The organism is Providencia rustigianii (assembly GCF_900637755.1).
GTDB lineage: Bacteria > Pseudomonadota > Gammaproteobacteria > Enterobacterales > Enterobacteriaceae > Providencia > Providencia rustigianii.
The window spans coordinates 2,373,229-2,391,515 of record NZ_LR134396.1 but is presented as its reverse complement, the minus strand read 5'-3'; the positions used below and the strand labels follow the sequence as shown (position 1 = coordinate 2,391,515).

Here is an 18,287-nt window from a genome sequence, read left to right as displayed (position 1 = left end):
AAAATGAAAAACATCGATAAAAAATGACTGTTTAATTTTGATTTTAAATGAAATTTTAGTTTTCACTTATTAAGTTTAATTTGGCCGGTAGGGTAATTTAATTATTAGGGGGTAATGAGTTATTAATAATTATTTATATTAATATCAGATGGTGGTTTTATATTTATAGTCTATAAGTTTCACTTAAGGCTATAAATGATTTTAATCATTATAGTTAGAATTAAAAACCCTATTTCAAGAAACAAAAATTTCTGATTGGAACTAAAATTTCGAAATTATCTCTTTCACTCTCATGTATCGAAACCTAACTTTAAAATAGATCAATTAATGTGATAACTATTTGATCTTATAATGAACGGGAAAGATATGCTCATAATTTATACTAATAAAAAACACCACTCTTTGAGCGATTATTGAACATATCATGCTATTAAATGATGAATGTATTAATAAATTTCATTGCGATATATAATAATTGAAAGTAATCGGTGTGATGTAGCAGTGGGAATCTAAAGTGATATATACAAAAATCGAAAAACTATTAGCTGAAATCCTGAATCATTTGTCTACATTGACGCTTAGCCCTAATGAGTTCACCCGCCTAACTTGGCAATTTGATATCCAAGGCTCGTTCCCTGGTCTCGCGTGGCTATCCGAGCAAGAATTTTACCCGCAATTTTATTGGTATCACCGAACAGGTTCTGATGAATGTAGTGCATTGGGTATGGTTAAATCATTCAATGGAATTACTGAGGTTGAACGTTTTTTATCCAATCATGCTCAATGGCCTGATATGCGCCTATGGGGATTAAATGGTTGGAATGGAGTGGCTGATGGCATTTCTGAAGAGCTTAAGCGTGCATCAACGTACTATTTTTTACCTCGTCTCGAAATATTTCGCTTGCGCTCAAATGCGACGATTTCTTTATATATTAATGGTGAACAGGATCGCTTGAATGCGATTGAGTTCTTACAAAAACTTAAATCACCTTCCCAAGCAACACTTCAATTATCTGTCAATATTATTGGACAGCAACATATTCCGGAACGTGAAGAATGGTGTCGATTACTGACTAACGCTATTCAAGATATGCGCGCTGGAAAAATGGAAAAAGTGGTCATGGCGAGAGAAACTAAGCTGACCTTATCGCATCCTATTTCTGTGGCGCAATTTTTATCTGCAAGCCAACAAGTCAATCACCATTGCTACCATTTTATGATGGCATTTAGTCGAGATTCTGGATTTATGTCTTCAACGCCAGAACGTCTCTATTTACGTCAAGATTATCAACTTAATTCAGAAGCCTTGGCGGGTACGGTAGCGAATCATATTGATGATAGCATAGCGGCTGATAATGCTAAGTGGTTGATGGAAGATAGTAAAAATCAGCATGAAAATTTAGTGGTTGTAGATGATATTTGTCAGCAATTACAAGGTGCTGTTATGGGGATTGATGTTTCACCAGCTAAAGTTATTCGGCTCAGAAAAATTCAACATTTGTATCGTTCAATCGTAGCAACGTTACTTTCTCGCTCAGACAGTGATTGCTTACAACGTTTACAACCCACGGCGGCGGTATGTGGGTTACCTCGGAATATAGCCCGAGAATATTTAGCTAAACATGAATCCTTCTCGCGAGGTTGGTACGCGGGTACGGGAGGTTTCGTTAGCTTGAATAAGAGCGAATTCGCAGTTTCTTTGCGTTGTGCACAGATTGACGGGGAGTCTATTTCACTTTATTCCGGAGCGGGTATTGTTAGTGACTCAGATCCAGAACAAGAGTGGGAAGAGATTGAAAATAAAGCGGCAGGATTAAAATCTTTGCTAGGAAATGTATAAAACCCCTATATCTAAAGTGGTTATTTCTTTTTATTTTCAATTGGTTCATGAAAAATTGTCCTGAGATCAAGAAATTTATCTCAATCCTATTACACTCAGTATCATGAATAATTTACCGAGCACATTATGTCGAATTCTGCTTTTAATATCCGTTGGGCTGAGGTAATTATTGAAGCGCTCGCCCGCCATGGTATGAAAAATATCTGCATTGCCCCTGGTTCCCGTTCAACGCCGTTAACACTGGCGGCCATTAATAACGGTAAACTACATTGCCACACTCATTTCGATGAGCGCGGATTAGGGCATCTAGCTTTGGGTTTAGCGAAAGCCAGTGGTGAACCTGTTGGGGTCATTGTTACGTCTGGAACTGCAGTTGCTAATCTTTATCCTGCATTGATAGAGGCGGGGTTAACGGGCGAAAAAGTCATTTTTCTGACTGCGGATAGACCACCCGAATTAATCGACTGTGGTGCAAACCAAGCAATTCGTCAGACACATATTTTTGCTAGCCATCCGTTTGAAGATTTAATGTTACCGAGACCGACGCAGGATATCTCGGCAAAGTGGCTGGTATCTGCTATCGATAATGGCATGAACCAATTGCGCCATGGTGCTTTTCATATTAATTGCCCTTTTGCGGAACCTTTATATGGGGAAACTGAAGGGGAGTACCAATGGCATGAAAGTCTTGGTAATTGGTGGAATTCTAATCATCCATGGCTCAGTGAACCCCCAACTCATACGGTTGCATTAGTTGCAGATTGGTATTTTTGGCGCCAGAAAAAAGGCGTGGTGATTGCTGGGCGCATGGGGAGCAGTGAAGGTGAATATGTTGCTAAATGGGCCGCTGAACTGGGATGGCCTATTATTGGTGATGTTTTATCGCAAACGGGTCAACCTTATCCTTGTGCTGATTTATGGTTACAACACGCAGATGCCCAAGCATGGCTACAAGAAGCTGAGTTAGTCATACAATTTGGGTCGAGTATAACTGGAAAAAGAGCCTTACAATGGCAAAGTCATTGTGAGCCTCAAGAATACTGGATTATTGATACTATCCCAGGGCGCCTAGACCCCGCGAATCATACTGGTCGTAAATTAACATGCAGTATCAAAGGTTGGTTGGATAATCATCCTGCGCAGCCACGCAGTCCTTGGTGTGAGGGACTCGCTACACTTGCAAGCAAAACCCAGCAGCATATACAGGCACTGTTACAGGATCAATATTCTGAAGCCGCGATTGCCCATCAATTACCTCAACTTCTCCCTCCTCGTGGGCAACTTTTTGTCGGTAACAGCTTAATTGTCCGTTTAGTCGACGCATTAGCTCAGCTTCCTGCGGGGTATCCTGTTTACAGTAATCGAGGTGCGAGTGGCATTGATGGATTAATTTCAACAATGGCAGGCGTTCAACGCGCGACCGCGAGACCAACCTTAGGTATTGTGGGCGATCTTTCTGCATTGTATGACTTAAATAGTCTGGCCTTGCTACGTACACCATCTGCACCAACGGTACTCATCGTGGTGAACAATAATGGTGGGCAAATTTTTTCCATGCTACCAACCTCGAAAGAGGCAAGGGAGCATTATTACTGTATGCCGCAAAATGTTAGCTTTGCTGGCGCTGCAACGATGTTTGGTTTGCAATATTGCGCGCCAACGGACTGGAGTATCTTGAAAGAGACTGTGCAAAAATTCTGGCATAACCAACACGGAACCTTGCTTGTGGAGTTAGTGGTTAATGGTGATGAGGGCGCTCGTACCTTAAAACAATTACTGCAAGATGTGGAAAACTTGTAATGTTATCCGCTAAACGCTATGACATTTTAAATGACTCAAATCAGGCTAAAGCAAAGCCGTGGTTAGTTTTTTTACATGGGTTATTAGGTAGTGGTGATGATTGGCAAGAGGTTGTAGAACAGTGCCAAGAGTATCCTTGTTTAGTGGTCGATTTACCCGGACATGGGGATTCTAGTGCAATCAATTGCCAAAGTTTCAGTGACTTTGATCAGCAACTTAATGAGTTATTGCATCATCATAATATCCAAGAATATGTATTAATTGGTTATTCGCTGGGAGCTCGTTTAGCCATGCACTTTGCCTGTTTTGCTCCTCATCAGGGGCTAAAAGGTTTAGTAATTGAAGGCGGAAATGTAGGGCTCAATAATGACAATGAACGAATAGCTCGCGCTGAAAATGACCATCAATGGGCTGAACGTTTTCGTCAACAGCCTATGGAAAAAGTGTTGAATACTTGGTACCAGCAAGCGGTATTTGCAGATTTGACCTTGAAGCAACGCCAACAGTTGGTGCAATTACGAGGTAAGAATAATCCACTAGCAGTGGCAGACATGCTGGAAAATACGTCATTAGCAAAACAACCATTTTTAGTGGAAAAGTTACAACAGTTACTCACTCCTTATCGTTATTTTTGCGGTGAGAGAGACCAAAAATTTCGAAGCGTTTCGCAACAATACGCATTGCCGTTTACGCTAATTGAAAATGCAGGGCATAATGCGCATCGGGAAAACCCCCAACATTATGTGATTGCACTTCACCATTTTTTATCAAACTGTGGTTAAAGGAACTTGATAATGATTTATCCAAGCGAAGAAAAACTGTACGCGCCAATTGAATGGCAAGACTGCTCGACAGGCTTTGAAGATATTCGATATCACAAATCCCCTGAAGGGATTGCGAAAATCACCATCAATCGTCCTGAAGTGCGTAATGCTTTCAGACCACAAACAGTCAAAGAGATGATAGAAGCATTGTCGGACGCCCGTTATGATGATCACATTGGTACTATTATCCTGACGGGTGAAGGGGAAAAAGCATTCTGTGCAGGTGGTGACCAGAAAATTCGTGGTGACTACGGCGGCTATCGCGATGAAAGTGGAACTCACCATCTGAACGTTTTAGATTTTCAACGCCAGATCCGCACTTGCCCTAAACCTGTTGTTGCCATGGTTGCTGGCTTCTCTATCGGTGGCGGTCATGTGTTGCACATGATGTGCGATCTGACGATTGCTGCGGATAATGCGATTTTTGGCCAAACAGGGCCTAAAGTCGGTTCGTTTGATGGTGGTTGGGGCGCATCTTACATGGCTCGCATTGTCGGTCAAAAGAAAGCGCGTGAAATTTGGTTCCTGTGCCGTCAGTATAATGCACAAGAAGCATTAGACATGGGCTTGGTCAATACCGTCGTGCCTTATGCTGACCTTGAAAAAGAAACAGTTCGCTGGTGCCGTGAAATGCTGGAAAACAGCCCAATGGCATTACGTTGCCTTAAAGCGGCACTGAATGCTGACTGTGATGGTCAAGCAGGCCTGCAAGAATTAGCAGGAAATGCAACAATGCTGTTCTACATGACTGATGAAGGTCAGGAAGGTCGTAACGCATTTAACGAAAAACGTGCACCAGATTTTTCTAAATATAAGCGTAATCCATAATGAGAAAAGCAACACTTTACTCGTTCAGCCTGCCGATGGAGGCAGGCGTTATCCTTCGCTATCAACGGCTCAAAACTCGTGATGGGTTATTGGTCTGTTTACAAGATGGGGATAGCGAAGGCTGGGGGGAAATTTCACCTCTGCCTGAATTTAGCCGTGAAACATTGGAAGATGCGACAGCAGAAACCATTGAATGGCTGAAGGGATGGGTGAATGAAGGCAGTCAACCTGAAAGTGAATTACCTTCTGTCGCTTTTGGTTGCAGCTGTGCTCTCGCCGAGCTTTCGGGGGAATTACCTCAACAAGCAGATTATCGTAAAGCACCCTTGTGCAGTGGCGACCCAGATGACTTGATCCTGAGCTTAGATGCGATGGACGGTGAAAAGGTCGCTAAGGTGAAAGTGGGCTTATATGAGGCCGTTCGTGATGGTATGGTTGCGAATTTACTTCTCGAAGCTGTGCCTGAACTAAAACTGCGTTTAGATGCTAACCGTAGCTGGACACGAGCAAAAGCGGATGGGTTCGCAAAATACGTGAATCCCGATTATCGTGATCGTATCGCATTTCTTGAAGAACCATGCAAGACCCGTGAAGAATCGCTACAGTTTGCAGCGGATACAGGAATTGCCATTGCTTGGGATGAAAGTGTCCGTGAAGATGGCTTTAAAGTTGAAGCTCAACCCGGAGTGGCTGCAATTGTGATTAAACCAACCCTGACAGGCAGCTTGGATAATTGCCGTCGTTTGGTAGAGCAAGCACACCAACTGGGTTTACAAGCGGTTATCAGCTCATCGATTGAAACCAGTTTTGGTCTAACGCAACTGGCTCGAGTGGCTAATTGGTTAACACCAAATACTATTCCGGGCTTGGATACAGTTTCACTGATCCAATCTCAGTTAATTCGTCCTTGGCCACAGTGCGATATTCCTATCCAACAGTTAGATGACTTGACGGTTGTATGGCAGAGCTAACCCACTTTACTGACTGGCCTTGGCGGCATTGGGCCAGTCAGCATCCTGATTCAATTGCATTGCTAACGGATTCTGAAAGTTATACGTGGCAAACATTAAGCGAGCAGGTATCTAATCTTTCTACTTATTTTTCAATGCAGGGTTTAACACAAGAGCAATGTGTCGTTTTGCGTGGAAAAAATTCAGTTGAATTATTATTGAGCCAGTTGGCAATTATTGCCTGTGGCGCTCGTGTCTTACCGTTAAATCCTCGTCTTCCTGAAAGGCTTATAGACGAATTATTACCTCATCTTGATGTGGATTTTGTTATCGACTTTACAGATGACGATAAAATTCTGTTGGGTTACTCCCGCTTGGACTATCAGCTCTATGATCACTTTATTGGTGAAGAGTCCTTCAAACTTAATAACTTTCAAAAGGTAATTGACCAACCTGCGACGTTAATTTTAACATCAGGCTCTACGGGGTTACCAAAAGCCGCGGTTCATAGTGTTGCAGCACATTTAAACAGTGCGGATGGTGTATTAAGTGTAATGAATTACCAGAAAAATGATTGCTGGCTACTTTCTTTGCCACTTTTTCATGTGTCAGGGCAAGGTATAGTCTGGCGCTGGTTGCTAAAAGGTGGGAGCTTAGCATTACGTACGGCACCGCTACCAGAAGCACTACCAGAAGCACTACAAGGCGTAACTCATGCATCTTTAGTTCCTACTCAACTATGGCGCTTATTGAATGATGGGCGGCAAGTTGATATCAACTTAAAAGAGGTTTTATTGGGGGGTGCTATGATCCCAACGCCATTGACAGAATTAGCCATGAGCCAAGGGATTATTTGTTGGAGTGGCTACGGCATGACGGAAATGGCATCGACGGTTTGTGCAAAGCGAGCCGATGGGAAAAAAGGGGTTGGGTTGCCATTAAAAGGCAAACAGCTACGTATTGTGGATGATGAAATCCAAATACAATCCTCAAGTCAAGCCATGGGATATTGGTTTGATGGCGAATTATTACCGCTAAAATGCAGTGAAGGTTGGTTTAAAACTAACGATAAAGGTGCATTAATTGACGGGGAATATCAAATTCTGGGTCGCTTAGATAACTTATTTATCAGTGGTGGAGAATGTGTCCAGCCAGAAGATATTGAGTCGGTGATCAATAGCCATCCTCAAGTTAGCCAAAGCTTTATCATTCCCATTGATGATGAGCAGTTTGGGCAGCGTCCTGTTGCAGTCATTGAAGCTGACGAGAGTTTAGGGTTAACGATGCTGGCGGATTGGCTGAAAGATAAATTAGCACCTTATCAATTTCCAATGACATTTTACCATTTAGTTCCTGAACTGAAAGCAGGGGGAATTAAAGTGTCTCGCCAGCAGGTAAAGCAGTGGGTATTGGCGCAACTAGCTAATTAAATACAAAAGCGCTAGAAGGCTCTAGCGCTTGATAACAATTAAAATAATAGATTTATTTTAGTGCGTTTAATGCTTTTTCAACCCCAGCACCGTATTCAGGGTGTACTTTCTTGAATAACTCAATTTGACGTTTCTGAGTTTCTTCTGATGCTTCAATTAACTCGCCTGCTAAACGTTGGAACATACGCTGATGTTCTGCATCATCTAACAATTCATACAGCGCTCTAGGCTGGCTGAAGTAATCTTCATCTTCACGATGATTCCAATGATCAGCGGCACCTTCTAGGGATAATGGCGGTTCGCTGTAGTCTGGCTGCTCTTGGAACATTCCCGCACTGTTCGGCTCATAGGTGACGGTATTACTACTGTTCCCGTCAACTCGCATTGCACCATCACGATGGTAATTATGGAATGGGCAGCGTGGCGCATTGACAGGGATTTGATAGTGATTAACACCTAAGCGGTAACGCTGGGTATCACCATAAGAGAATAAGCGACCTTGCAGCATTTTGTCTGGGGAGAAACCAATACCCGGTACGATATTTGTAGGCGCAAATGCAGCTTGTTCAACATCAGAGAAATAGTTTGCTGGATTACGATTCAATTCAAAATATCCAACATCGATTAATGGGTAATCTTTGTGCGGCCAAACTTTAGTTAAATCAAACGGATTATAAGGAACAGTAGATGCTTCTTTTTCCGGCATAATCTGAATTTGAAGATTCCAACGAGGATAGTCACCTTTTTCAATGGCTTCAAAGAGATCGCGTTGTGAGCTTTCACGATCCTTACCAATCAACTCTTGAGCTTCGTCATCCATCAAGTTTTTAATACCTTGTTGGCTGCGGAAGTGGAATTTAACCCAGAAACGCTCGTTGTTGGCATTGATAAAGCTGTAGGTATGGCTACCAAATCCATGCATAAAGCGGTAGCTTTTTGGTAAGCCACGATCGCTGACGTCAATAGTTAATTGGTGCAAAGCTTCGGGTAAGTGCGAGAAAAAATCCCACTTATATGCTGCACTACGCATATTTGTATAAGGGCAGCGTTTTACAACGTGGTTTAAGTCAGGGAATTTTAATGGGTCGCGCAGATAGAATACTGGGGTATTGTTACCCACCATATCCCAGTTGCCTTCCTCAGTATAAAATTTCATTGCAAAACCACGAATATCGCGTTCTGCATCCGCAGCACCGCGCTCGCCTGCAACGGTAGAGAAACGAACAAATAAGTCAGTTTTTTTGCCAATTTCACTGAACAGTTTTGCGCGAGTATAACGGGTTATATCGTGGGTTACTGTGAATGTACCAAAAGCACCGGAACCTTTAGCATGCATACGGCGTTCAGGGATAACTTCACGATCAAAATGTGCCAGTTTTTCTAAAAACCAAACGTCTTGCAGCAACATTGGACCACGTTTACCCGCCGTCATTACGTTGTTATTGTCTGCAACAGGGGCGCCAAACGCGGTAGTTAGACCTTTTTTCTTCATCATAATACTCCCAGAATATTTAGAGTTATAAACTACTAAAAAATAACTAATTAGCTGAATATTTGTAAAATATGACTTCGTTTCTATAATAAGCTTGGTGATTAGTATAATGAGCATGTAATTAATAATCTAATCAGAGTCGCCAATTACTGCAATCGCTTGGAGACAATGTAGAGTAAGAAAAAATGCATTTTTTATCTTACTATATGAAAATAGGGTGAAATTACACTTATCGTGCTTTGTAAACTACCGTTAACGTAAATTTAAGCAAAAAATACTGAGTCGATGCGCTAAATCACGTACCATCACCCTGATAGTTTTAATTCAAATAACAAAGGATATAACAATGCGCAAAGTTCTATTACTTGTTGCGGCAACTTCTGCATTCTATATGGGTGCAGCGCAGGCAATTTCTGCTGATTTTACTGCTGGTGAACATTTTACTGAGCTGAATGGTGGTTTTGGTACACAAGGTTCTGGTTTAGCATTTAATGGTTCATGGGCTCGTAGTGATCATAATGGTCAACTAGGAAGTTTAGGTGCCACATTTGGACTACCTTTAGGTCCTTTCAACGCCTATGTTGGAGGGAAAGCATTATATTTGTCGCCTAAAGATGGTAATGATGGCGCGGCGGCAGCATTAGGTGGTGGTTTAAGCTGGCAAGTCCTGCCATCATTAAATTTATACGGTGAAGCGTATGGCGCACCGGAATCACTGACTTCTGGCAGCAAATCTTATACCGAAGCGAAAGCAGGTGCGCGTTTTACGGTCTTCAAGCCACTGTCAGTTGATGCGGGTTACCGTTTAATTGAGATGAAAGGTGCTCATGATGATCGTAATGAGAAACTTGCAGATGGGTGGTATGTGGGCGCCGGCTTGTCCTTTTAATTTTTCTTCATATTTCACGCTGTAGCGTTGTTGGCTGCTCTTGCCAACCCTAGTCACATACTTGTGTATGCTCCTAGGGATTAGCGCGTTTGCCGCCTAGCTACAGCATTAACTATTTTGAAAAATGGCAGTGATAGTTTTTCAAAAAAAACATTAAAAACAAAAACACCCCATATTGGGGTGTTTTTGTATGTGTGAAATTTGTGAGGGATTAACCTACGTTAGGTAGGAAGCCGGCTACAATCGAGAACTGGATGGCGATGACCGCGATACCACACAGCAAAACTAAGCTTAGGATTGGAGTGCCGCCTTTGACGCGGTAAATACCGGGAGCTTCTAACTTACGTACTCGCATCGTTAACAGTGCTGGCATGATTAATGCTAAGACAGATAATGCTATAGCGGCATAAGTTAATGCCTGTACAAAACTGCTGAAGAATAGTGCGGCGAGTAATGGTGGTACAAATGTCAGTAATGTAGTTTGAGATCGACCAATAAAATTATTACTACGCTTAAATAAGTCAGCAAGATAGTCAAATAACCCTAGGGCAACGCCTAAGAAAGAAGTCGCTAAAGCTAAATCCATGAATAGAGCAACCGCCATATTGACTCTTGGTGTTGCAACCACATCTCGAATAGCGATGAGCAAACCATTTAATCCCGATGATTGAGCTAGAATTCCCATAAAGGCCTCTGATGGGATAGCCCCTAACGTTGCAATCTGCCATAAAATATAAGCGACAAGGGGGATTGCACTACCTGTAATGAAAATGATACGTAACTTACGTACATCACCATTCATATAATTCACTAGGCTCGGAACACTGCCATGGAAGCCAAAAGAGGTAAAAATAACAGGAACGGCGGCTAATATAAGACCTTTTTCTAGTGGCAGAGTGCTTAAGTTAACCGCCTCGGCATGGGGCATCATGACGGCAAGCATGATCACTAAAAAAATAGTTTTAGCGGTAAAGAGGATACGGTTGATAAAGTCGACAGAGTGAGTCCCTACACAGACAATTGCGCCACCGACTATAGTGAACATAACAATGGCAGTTTCAGTGGAAACAGTAACACCCCACCAAGACGATAAGCTATCAGAGATAAGTACGCCAGCACCACCGATATATGCTGTTGTCAGTGCATACATTAGGAGCAACATACTTAAGCCAGTGACAACTTGCCCAACAGGACCTAAATATTTTTTGGCGACAGTACCAAGCCCCATGTTTGCAGGGTTATGCTGATAAACCTCGACTAGCAGCAATGAGGTGTAACTCATTAGCATCCATAAGCCAACTAATAAACAGACAATAGCAGTAAAACCTACACCAGCAGCGGCTAGTGGCATCGCCAACATCCCTGCACCAATTGTTGTTCCCGCAACGATCAAAATACTGCCAAGGGTACGATTCTTCACAAATTCCTCTGATTGAATTCGAGTTATTAATAATTTGAGCAGGTTATGCGATTGAGATTATTCTGTCAAATCTTAATTACAGGTGCTGTAAATAATAGATTACAGTCTATTTTAGTTAATAATTTCCCTAATGTTTAAATGATCCCATATTGATGAAATATCGTGAAATTGAACATAAATTGAGTTTGATAATAAAATGGTAAGTGAAATTTAATGAGGGGGAATGTTAAAATATATGGTGCATTTGTATGATTTTATTGCAAAAAAGCAATTAATTTCACAGGGTAGCAGTAACTAAAGTAAATTATTGTGATGTGGATTTAAAGTTGTGTAAAAAAATAAAAAAATATTAATGTTTTAATTAATATAAATCAAATTAATATATTAAGACCATCTAGATAATGTAGGAAACATATAAATATATAATTAAAGGATGGTTTTATGGATTTTATTATTCAACTCGCCATTATTCTCGTTTGCTTGTTCTACGGAGCAAGGAAAGGGGGGATGGCACTCGGGCTGTTAGGTGGTGTGGGTCTGGTGATCCTCGTTTTCGGGTTTGGTATACCGCCGGGAAAACCGCCTGTTGATGTTATGCTTGTTATCATCGCTGTTGTTGCAGCATCAGCAACGTTACAAGCATCAGGCGGTTTAGACGTTATGCTACAAATTGCAGAACGTTTACTGCGTAAAAACCCAAAATACATTTCTATTGTGGCACCTTTCGTAACCTGTATCTTAACCATTTTGTGTGGTACCGGGCATGTGGTGTACACCATTTTGCCAATTATCTATGATGCCGCAATCAAGAATAATATTCGTCCAGAAAGACCAATGGCGGCGAGTAGTATTGGTGCGCAGATGGGGATTATTGCTAGCCCAGTATCCGTAGCTGTTGTGTCATTAGTTGCGATGCTTAATGGGGTTTCAATCAATGGTAAATCTCTGGAGTTCTTAGATCTTCTGGCAATTACTATTCCATCGACATTACTTGGTATCTTAGCCATTGGTATTTTCAGTTGGTTTAGAGGTAAAGATCTCGATAAGGACCCAGTATTCCAAGAGTTTATTTCTGTTCCAGAAAACCATGATTATGTTTATGGTGAGACGGTTACGCTACTGGATAAAAAGCTGCCTAAAATTAACTGGGTGGCAATGTGGATCTTTTTAGCATCCATTGTTGTTGTTGCTTTGCTTGGTGCATTCTCTGAGTTAAGACCATTAATTAACGGTAAGCCGTTGTCTATGGTCTTGGTGATTCAGATGTTTATGTTATTAGCGGGTGCGCTGATTATTATTATCTGTAAAACCAATCCAGGACAGATTTCTAAAAACGAAGTTTTCCGTTCAGGGATGATAGCTATTGTTGCGGTATACGGTATCGCATGGATGGCAGAAACCATGTTCGGTGCTCATATGGATGAAATCAAAGGAACGTTAGGGACTTTGGTGAAGGATTTCCCTTGGGCTTATGCGGTTGTTTTACTGTTAGTATCTAAATTCGTGAACTCACAGGCGGCGGCTTTAGCGGCGGTAGTGCCAATCGCACTGGGTATTGGTGTTGATCCTGCTTATATTATTGCATCTGCGCCTGCTTGTTATGGTTACTATATTCTGCCGACTTACCCGAGTGATCTTGCTGCAATTCAGTTTGACCGTTCAGGAACCACGCGCATTGGTAAGTTTGTTATCAACCACAGCTTTATCCTGCCGGGCTTAATCGGGGTGGGTGTATCCTGTGTGTTTGGTTGGGTATTTGCTGCGTTGTACGGTTATTTATAAAAATACCCGTCATACTTCAAGCAGTAGGGGTGTTAGCTGCTCTTAGCTAGTCGGGTCACATACTTGTGTATGCTCCCCGACTATCTTCGTTTGCTGCCTACCCGCAACTCGAATTATTTAGGGCATTATTTTATAAGCAAAAAGTTTATAAGCAAAAAGCGATTGCTCGAGTCATCAAAGCAATCGCTTTTTATTGTTAGATATACAGTATTACTAGCGCGGTTAACCGATTTCAATATCAGACAAGGGATGACAACAGCAGGGAAGGATTTCACCATCTTGAATAAACGCAATGGGTTTGTGTTTATATCCCACTTTACCTTTGAGTAGATTAACTCGACACGAGCCACAATACCCTTCTCGGCATTGATACTCGACAGCAACGCGGCTATCTTCTAGCGCTTCCAATAAGCTGGAATGAACTTCTGTGTGGTAGGGGACTTGCACACCCTGCGTAAGACGCAGGGTGATTTTATGACTAGCCATATTACAGTTCGAAATCACTCAAGTCATCGGTATTAACTTCAGCGTCAATCTGACCGACTAAATAAGAGCTGACTTCCACTTCTTGTGGCGCCACTTGGACGTTATCCGATACTAACCATGCATTGATCCATGGAATCGGATTTGAACGAGCTTCAAATGGCAGTTTCAGACCTACCGCTTGCATGCGGATATTGGTGATATATTCCACATATTGGCATAGAATTTCTTTGTTTAGACCAATCATTGAGCCTTCACTGAATAGGTATTCAGCCCACTCTTTTTCTTGCTCAGCAGCATCAACGAAGAGTTGATAACATTGCTCTTCACATTCAGCAGCAATTTCTGCCATTTCAGGGTCGTCTTGACCTGAACGTAGCAGATTCAACATATGTTGAGTGCCCGTTAAATGTAGCGCTTCATCGCGTGCAATCAGCTTGATAATTTTGGCGTTACCTTCCATTAACTCACGTTCAGCGAATGCAAAGGAGCATGCAAAACTGACATAGAAACGGATGGCTTCAAGTGCATTGACACTCATTAAGCACAGGTAAAGTTGTTTTTTCAATTCGCGCAATGAAACAACGATTTGTTTGCCACCAAAAGTATGCGTCCCTTCACCAAACATATGGTAATAGTTTGTCATTTCAATCAGTTTGTCATAGTACGCAGAAATATCTTTTGCACGCTTCAGAATTTCTTCATTTTCAACGATATCGTCAAAGATAATCGCCGGATCATTGACGATATTACGAATAATATGCGTATACGAGCGCGAGTGGATAGTTTCTGAGAATGACCAAGTTTCAACCCAAGTTTCTAGCTCAGGGATTGAAATCAGTGGCAAGAATGCCACGTTAGGGCTGCGGCCTTGAATAGAATCAAGCAGCGTTTGGTATTTCAGGTTACTAATGAAAATATGTTTTTCATGATCTGGCAGAGCGTTGTAGTCGATACGGTCTCGAGACACGTCAACTTCTTCTGGACGCCAGAAAAATGAAAGTTGCTTTTCAATCAGTTTTTCAAAAATAGGATACTTTTGCTGATCAAAACGCGCCACGTTAACAGGTTGGCCGAAAAACATCGGCTCCTGTAATTGGTCATTCTTTTTTTGAGAAAAAATAGTGTATGTATGTGACATAACCATCCCTATTAAATTTTACACGCGCCGCCTTCACAATCGGAATCAGCAGACTCAACAACTTCTTCCAGGTCACCCTGAACATCTTCCGCGCCATCGCGAGTATTGTGGTAGTAAAGTGTTTTTACACCAAACTTATAGGCGAGCAATAAATCTTTTAGTAATTGATTCATTGGTACTTTGCCACTTGGGAAACGCGTTGGGTCATAATTTGTATTGGCAGAGATCGACTGGTCGATAAATTTCTGCATGATCCCAACGAGTTGCAAATAGCCGTTATTCGATGGCATCTGCCATAACAACTCATAAGCACCTTTTAAATTTTCATAATCAGGAACCACTTGGCGCAAGATACCATCTTTGGATGCTTTAATGCTGACGTAACCACGAGGTGGTTCGATACCATTGGTTGCATTCGAAATCTGAGACGAAGTCTCTGAAGGCATCAAAGCCGATAGCGTAGAGTTGCGCAGGCCGTATTGTTGGATCTCTTTACGCAGAGTTTCCCAATCATAATGCAGTGGTTCGTCAGTTAATTTATCGAGCTCACGTTTGTAAGTGTCGATAGGTAATACGCCTTGTGCATAAGTGGTTTCATTGAACCACGGGCATGCGCCTTGCTCTTTCGCTAATTCATTAGAGGCTTTCAATAAGTAATATTGGATAGCTTCAAATGTTTTATGGGTAAGATTATTTGCGCTACCGTCAGAGTAACGTACACCGTGTTTTGCTAAGTAATAGGCGTAGTTGATCACACCCACACCAAGAGTACGACGACCCATCGAGCCTTTTTGCGCCGCTGGGATTGGGTAGTCTTGATAATCGAGCAGTGCATCTAACGCACGAACTGCGAGAACCGCTAGCTCTTCTAACTCATCTAAGCTGTTAATCGCCCCTAAGTTAAAGGCCGAAAGTGTACACAGTGCAATTTCACCTTCTTCATCATTGATGTTATTCAATGGTTTAGTTGGTAGTGCGATTTCTAAACACAGGTTAGATTGACGAACAGGGGCAACCTGCGGATCAAATGGGCTGTGTGTATTACAGTGGTCAACGTTCTGAATATAAATACGACCTGTCGATGCGCGTTCTTGCATCATTAATGAGAACAGCTCAACCGCTTTAACGCTGGATTTACGAATGTTTTCATCTTGTTCATACTGAACATATAGGCGTTCAAACTCGTCTTGATCTGCAAAGAAAGCATCATACAAACCTGGGACATCAGATGGACTGAATAGGGTGATATCTTGGTTTTTGATCAGTCGTTCATACATCAGTTTGTTGAGTTGTACACCGTAGTCCATATGACGTACACGGTTACCTTCAACACCTCGGTTGTTTTTCAGAACCAGCAAGCTTTCAACTTCTAAGTGCCAAATTGGGTAAAACAGGGTCGCTGCACCACCACGGACACCGCCTTGAGAGCAAGATTTTACCGCGGTTTGGAAATGTTTATAGAATGGAATACAGCCCGTGTGGAATGCTTCACCACCACGGATTGGGCTACCCAGTGCGCGAATACGACCGGCATTTACACCAATCCCTGCACGTTGAGATACGTATTTCACAATCGCGCTAGAGGTTGCATTGATAGAATCTAAACTGTCACCACACTCAATCAGTACGCAAGAACTGAATTGACGAGTTGGTGTACGTACCCCCGCCATAATTGGCGTTGGTAGTGAAATTTTAAAAGTAGAAACCGCATCATAGAAACGACGGATATAATCTAAACGAGTCTCTTTTGGATAATGAGAGAATAGGCAAGCCGCAACCAGAATATATAAAAATTGTGCGCTTTCGTAGATTTCACCGGTAACACGGTTTTGAACTAAATATTTTCCTTCAAGCTGTTTAACAGCTGCATAGGAAAAATTCATATCACGCCAATGGTCAATAAAACCATCCATTTGCTCGAAATCTGCTTCTGAGTAGTCTTCCAGCAAATGCTTATCATACTTGCCCATTTCAACAAGGCGTTTTACATGTGTGTATAATTTTGGTGGCTCAAACTGACCATAGGCTTTTTTGCGTAGGTTAAAAATCGCGAGACGCGCAGCAAGATACTGATAATCAGGAGTATCGCCAGTAATTAAGTCAGCAGCGGCTTTGATCATGGTTTCGTGGATATCAGAGGTTCTGATCCCATCATAAAACTGAATCTGAGAACGTAACTCTACGAGAGATACTGATACGTTATTAAGACCTTCCGCCGCCCAAGCAATCACTTTATGGATTTTGTCGAGGTCAATGCGTTCTTTATGTCCATCACGTTTTGTGACTAACAGACTCTGGTTCATGAGCAAGTACACCTTGGTTGGATTACAAATAGCAGACCCTAAACGTAAAAAAGCTCATGATGTAGGATCATGAGACTTGTATGTCAATTCTAGGATTACCACTATATGTAGTAGTTTATTAAGAATACAATAACAAGATAATGTTAATATGCGATTTTATCAAGTGTACAAATTTGATGGATCTTGTGGATAACAGGTTGGATAAGAAAATTGATCATGTCGGTAAGCTGCATGAGAAGAGGAGTTACTAAAAATTGCGTTACCGACATACTGGTCAAAATTATTTTGTAAAGTTGAGATCGTTTGCTGCTTTCTTAAACGTACCGCTTGCTATTTATTCGCTGATGGTATGCAGCATATAGTTTACATCTACGTTTGGACCTAACCAAAATTTATCCGTGATAGGATTATAATGTAACCCTATGATATGTTTGTCTTTTAATGGTGTTCTGTCTACCCAACCAATTAGTTCTGATGGGCGGATAAATTTTTTCGCATCATGAGTGCCTTTAGGAACCATCTTCATGACATATTCCGCACCGACTACCGCCATTAACCAGGCTTTTTTGTTTCGATTAATAGTAGAAAAAATAACGTGACCACCGGGTTTCACTAATTTGGCACACGCTCTCACCACGGATTGTGGGTCTGGAACGTGTTCTAGCATTTCCATACAGGTCACAATATCGTAGGTTTGAGGGTATTTATCTGCGTGTTGTTCCACTGTTTCTTGGACATATTCTACTGGAATGCCTGATTCTAGCGAATGTAAGCGGGCAACCATTAGAGGGTCGGCCCCCATATCTAAACCTGTGACTTCTGCGCCTTCTCTTGCCATGCTTTCAGATAAAATTCCACCACCGCAACCGACATCGAGGATTTTCTTGCCGAAAATACCTTCCACGCGTTGCATGATATAACCCAAGCGCAGTGGATTGATACGATGTAATGGTGCAAATTCACCTTCAAGATCCCACCAACGCGACGCGATCGATTCAAATTTTTCAATCTCTTGTTTATCGACGTTTAAATACGTTTGGTCTTGGGTATCGTTCATGTCAGGAGCTCCTATATCGATATCTATCCCCGCATTACCAAATTTTAC

Annotated in this window: 14 protein-coding genes; 8 read left to right on the top strand and 6 right to left on the bottom strand. The window is 41.8% G+C overall.

Features of this window, described 5'->3' with window-relative positions; genetic code table 11:
• The first annotated feature begins 514 nt into the window (after positions 1-514).
• The 6 genes from EL244_RS11030 to menE all read left to right on the top strand — a co-directional run bounded on the left by EL244_RS11030 (position 515) and on the right by menE (position 7,672).
• Positions 515-1,840 (top strand): isochorismate synthase, encoded by a 1,326-nt coding sequence (locus EL244_RS11030; protein ID WP_126460931.1) that lies wholly within the window; start codon positions 515-517, stop codon positions 1,838-1,840.
• 126 nt (positions 1,841-1,966) lie between these two features.
• Positions 1,967-3,640, top strand: a complete 1,674-nt coding sequence (menD, locus tag EL244_RS11025; protein WP_126460928.1) for a 2-succinyl-5-enolpyruvyl-6-hydroxy-3-cyclohexene-1-carboxylic-acid synthase — start codon at positions 1,967-1,969, stop codon at positions 3,638-3,640.
• Positions 3,640-4,422: a 2-succinyl-6-hydroxy-2,4-cyclohexadiene-1-carboxylate synthase gene (menH, locus tag EL244_RS11020; protein ID WP_126460925.1), complete on the top strand. Its 783-nt coding sequence runs from the start codon at positions 3,640-3,642 to the stop codon at positions 4,420-4,422. Before menD ends, menH begins: the two co-directional genes overlap by 1 nt.
• 12 nt (positions 4,423-4,434) lie before the next feature.
• Complete coding sequence (gene menB / locus EL244_RS11015) at positions 4,435-5,292, top strand: 1,4-dihydroxy-2-naphthoyl-CoA synthase (RefSeq protein ID WP_126460922.1); 858 nt, start codon at positions 4,435-4,437, stop codon at positions 5,290-5,292.
• A complete protein-coding gene (gene menC / locus EL244_RS11010; protein ID WP_126460919.1) occupies positions 5,292-6,263 on the top strand; it encodes an o-succinylbenzoate synthase in 972 nt (323 codons plus the stop codon). Before menB ends, menC begins: the two co-directional genes overlap by 1 nt.
• On the top strand, positions 6,251-7,672 hold the full coding sequence (gene menE / locus EL244_RS11005) for an o-succinylbenzoate--CoA ligase (protein ID WP_126460916.1): 1,422 nt from the start codon (positions 6,251-6,253) through the stop codon (positions 7,670-7,672). The genes menC and menE overlap by 13 nt, the downstream gene beginning before the upstream one ends.
• 52 nt (positions 7,673-7,724) lie before the next feature.
• Here the strand turns inward: menE and EL244_RS11000 are convergent, their stop codons facing one another.
• On the bottom strand, positions 7,725-9,167 hold the full coding sequence (locus EL244_RS11000) for a catalase (RefSeq protein WP_197721682.1): 1,443 nt from the start codon (positions 9,165-9,167) through the stop codon (positions 7,725-7,727).
• Between the two features lie 343 nt (positions 9,168-9,510).
• Here EL244_RS11000 and EL244_RS10995 point away from each other — a divergent pair, with 343 nt between their 5' ends.
• Complete coding sequence (locus EL244_RS10995) at positions 9,511-10,053, top strand: YfaZ family outer membrane protein (RefSeq protein ID WP_006815516.1); 543 nt, start codon at positions 9,511-9,513, stop codon at positions 10,051-10,053.
• 211 nt (positions 10,054-10,264) lie between these two features.
• On the opposite strand, the gene tyrP is transcribed toward EL244_RS10995, so the two are convergent.
• Positions 10,265-11,413: a tyrosine transporter TyrP gene (gene tyrP, locus EL244_RS10990; protein WP_230084821.1), complete on the bottom strand. Its 1,149-nt coding sequence runs from the start codon at positions 11,411-11,413 to the stop codon at positions 10,265-10,267.
• Positions 11,414-11,914: 501 nt separating this feature from the next.
• On the opposite strand from tyrP, the gene EL244_RS10985 reads away from it, so the two are divergent.
• Positions 11,915-13,255 carry an anaerobic C4-dicarboxylate transporter gene (locus EL244_RS10985; RefSeq protein WP_006815514.1) on the top strand — a complete coding sequence of 447 codons (1,341 nt, stop codon included), beginning with the start codon at positions 11,915-11,917 and terminating at the stop codon, positions 13,253-13,255.
• A gap of 222 nt (positions 13,256-13,477) precedes the next feature.
• Here the strand turns inward: EL244_RS10985 and yfaE are convergent, their stop codons facing one another.
• The 4 genes from yfaE to ubiG form a co-directional block, all read right to left on the bottom strand.
• Positions 13,478-13,741, bottom strand: a complete 264-nt coding sequence (gene yfaE, locus EL244_RS10980) for a class I ribonucleotide reductase maintenance protein YfaE (protein WP_126460911.1) — start codon at positions 13,739-13,741, stop codon at positions 13,478-13,480.
• Position 13,742: 1 nt separating this feature from the next.
• Complete coding sequence (gene nrdB / locus EL244_RS10975) at positions 13,743-14,879, bottom strand: class Ia ribonucleoside-diphosphate reductase subunit beta (RefSeq protein ID WP_039855355.1); 1,137 nt, start codon at positions 14,877-14,879, stop codon at positions 13,743-13,745.
• Between the two features lie 11 nt (positions 14,880-14,890).
• Positions 14,891-17,182, bottom strand: a complete 2,292-nt coding sequence (gene nrdA / locus EL244_RS10970; RefSeq protein ID WP_006815510.1) for a class 1a ribonucleoside-diphosphate reductase subunit alpha — start codon at positions 17,180-17,182, stop codon at positions 14,891-14,893.
• Between the two features lie 334 nt (positions 17,183-17,516).
• Positions 17,517-18,239, bottom strand: a complete 723-nt coding sequence (gene ubiG, locus EL244_RS10965) for a bifunctional 2-polyprenyl-6-hydroxyphenol methylase/3-demethylubiquinol 3-O-methyltransferase UbiG (protein WP_039855353.1) — start codon at positions 18,237-18,239, stop codon at positions 17,517-17,519.
• Between the last annotated feature and the right edge of the window lie 48 nt (positions 18,240-18,287).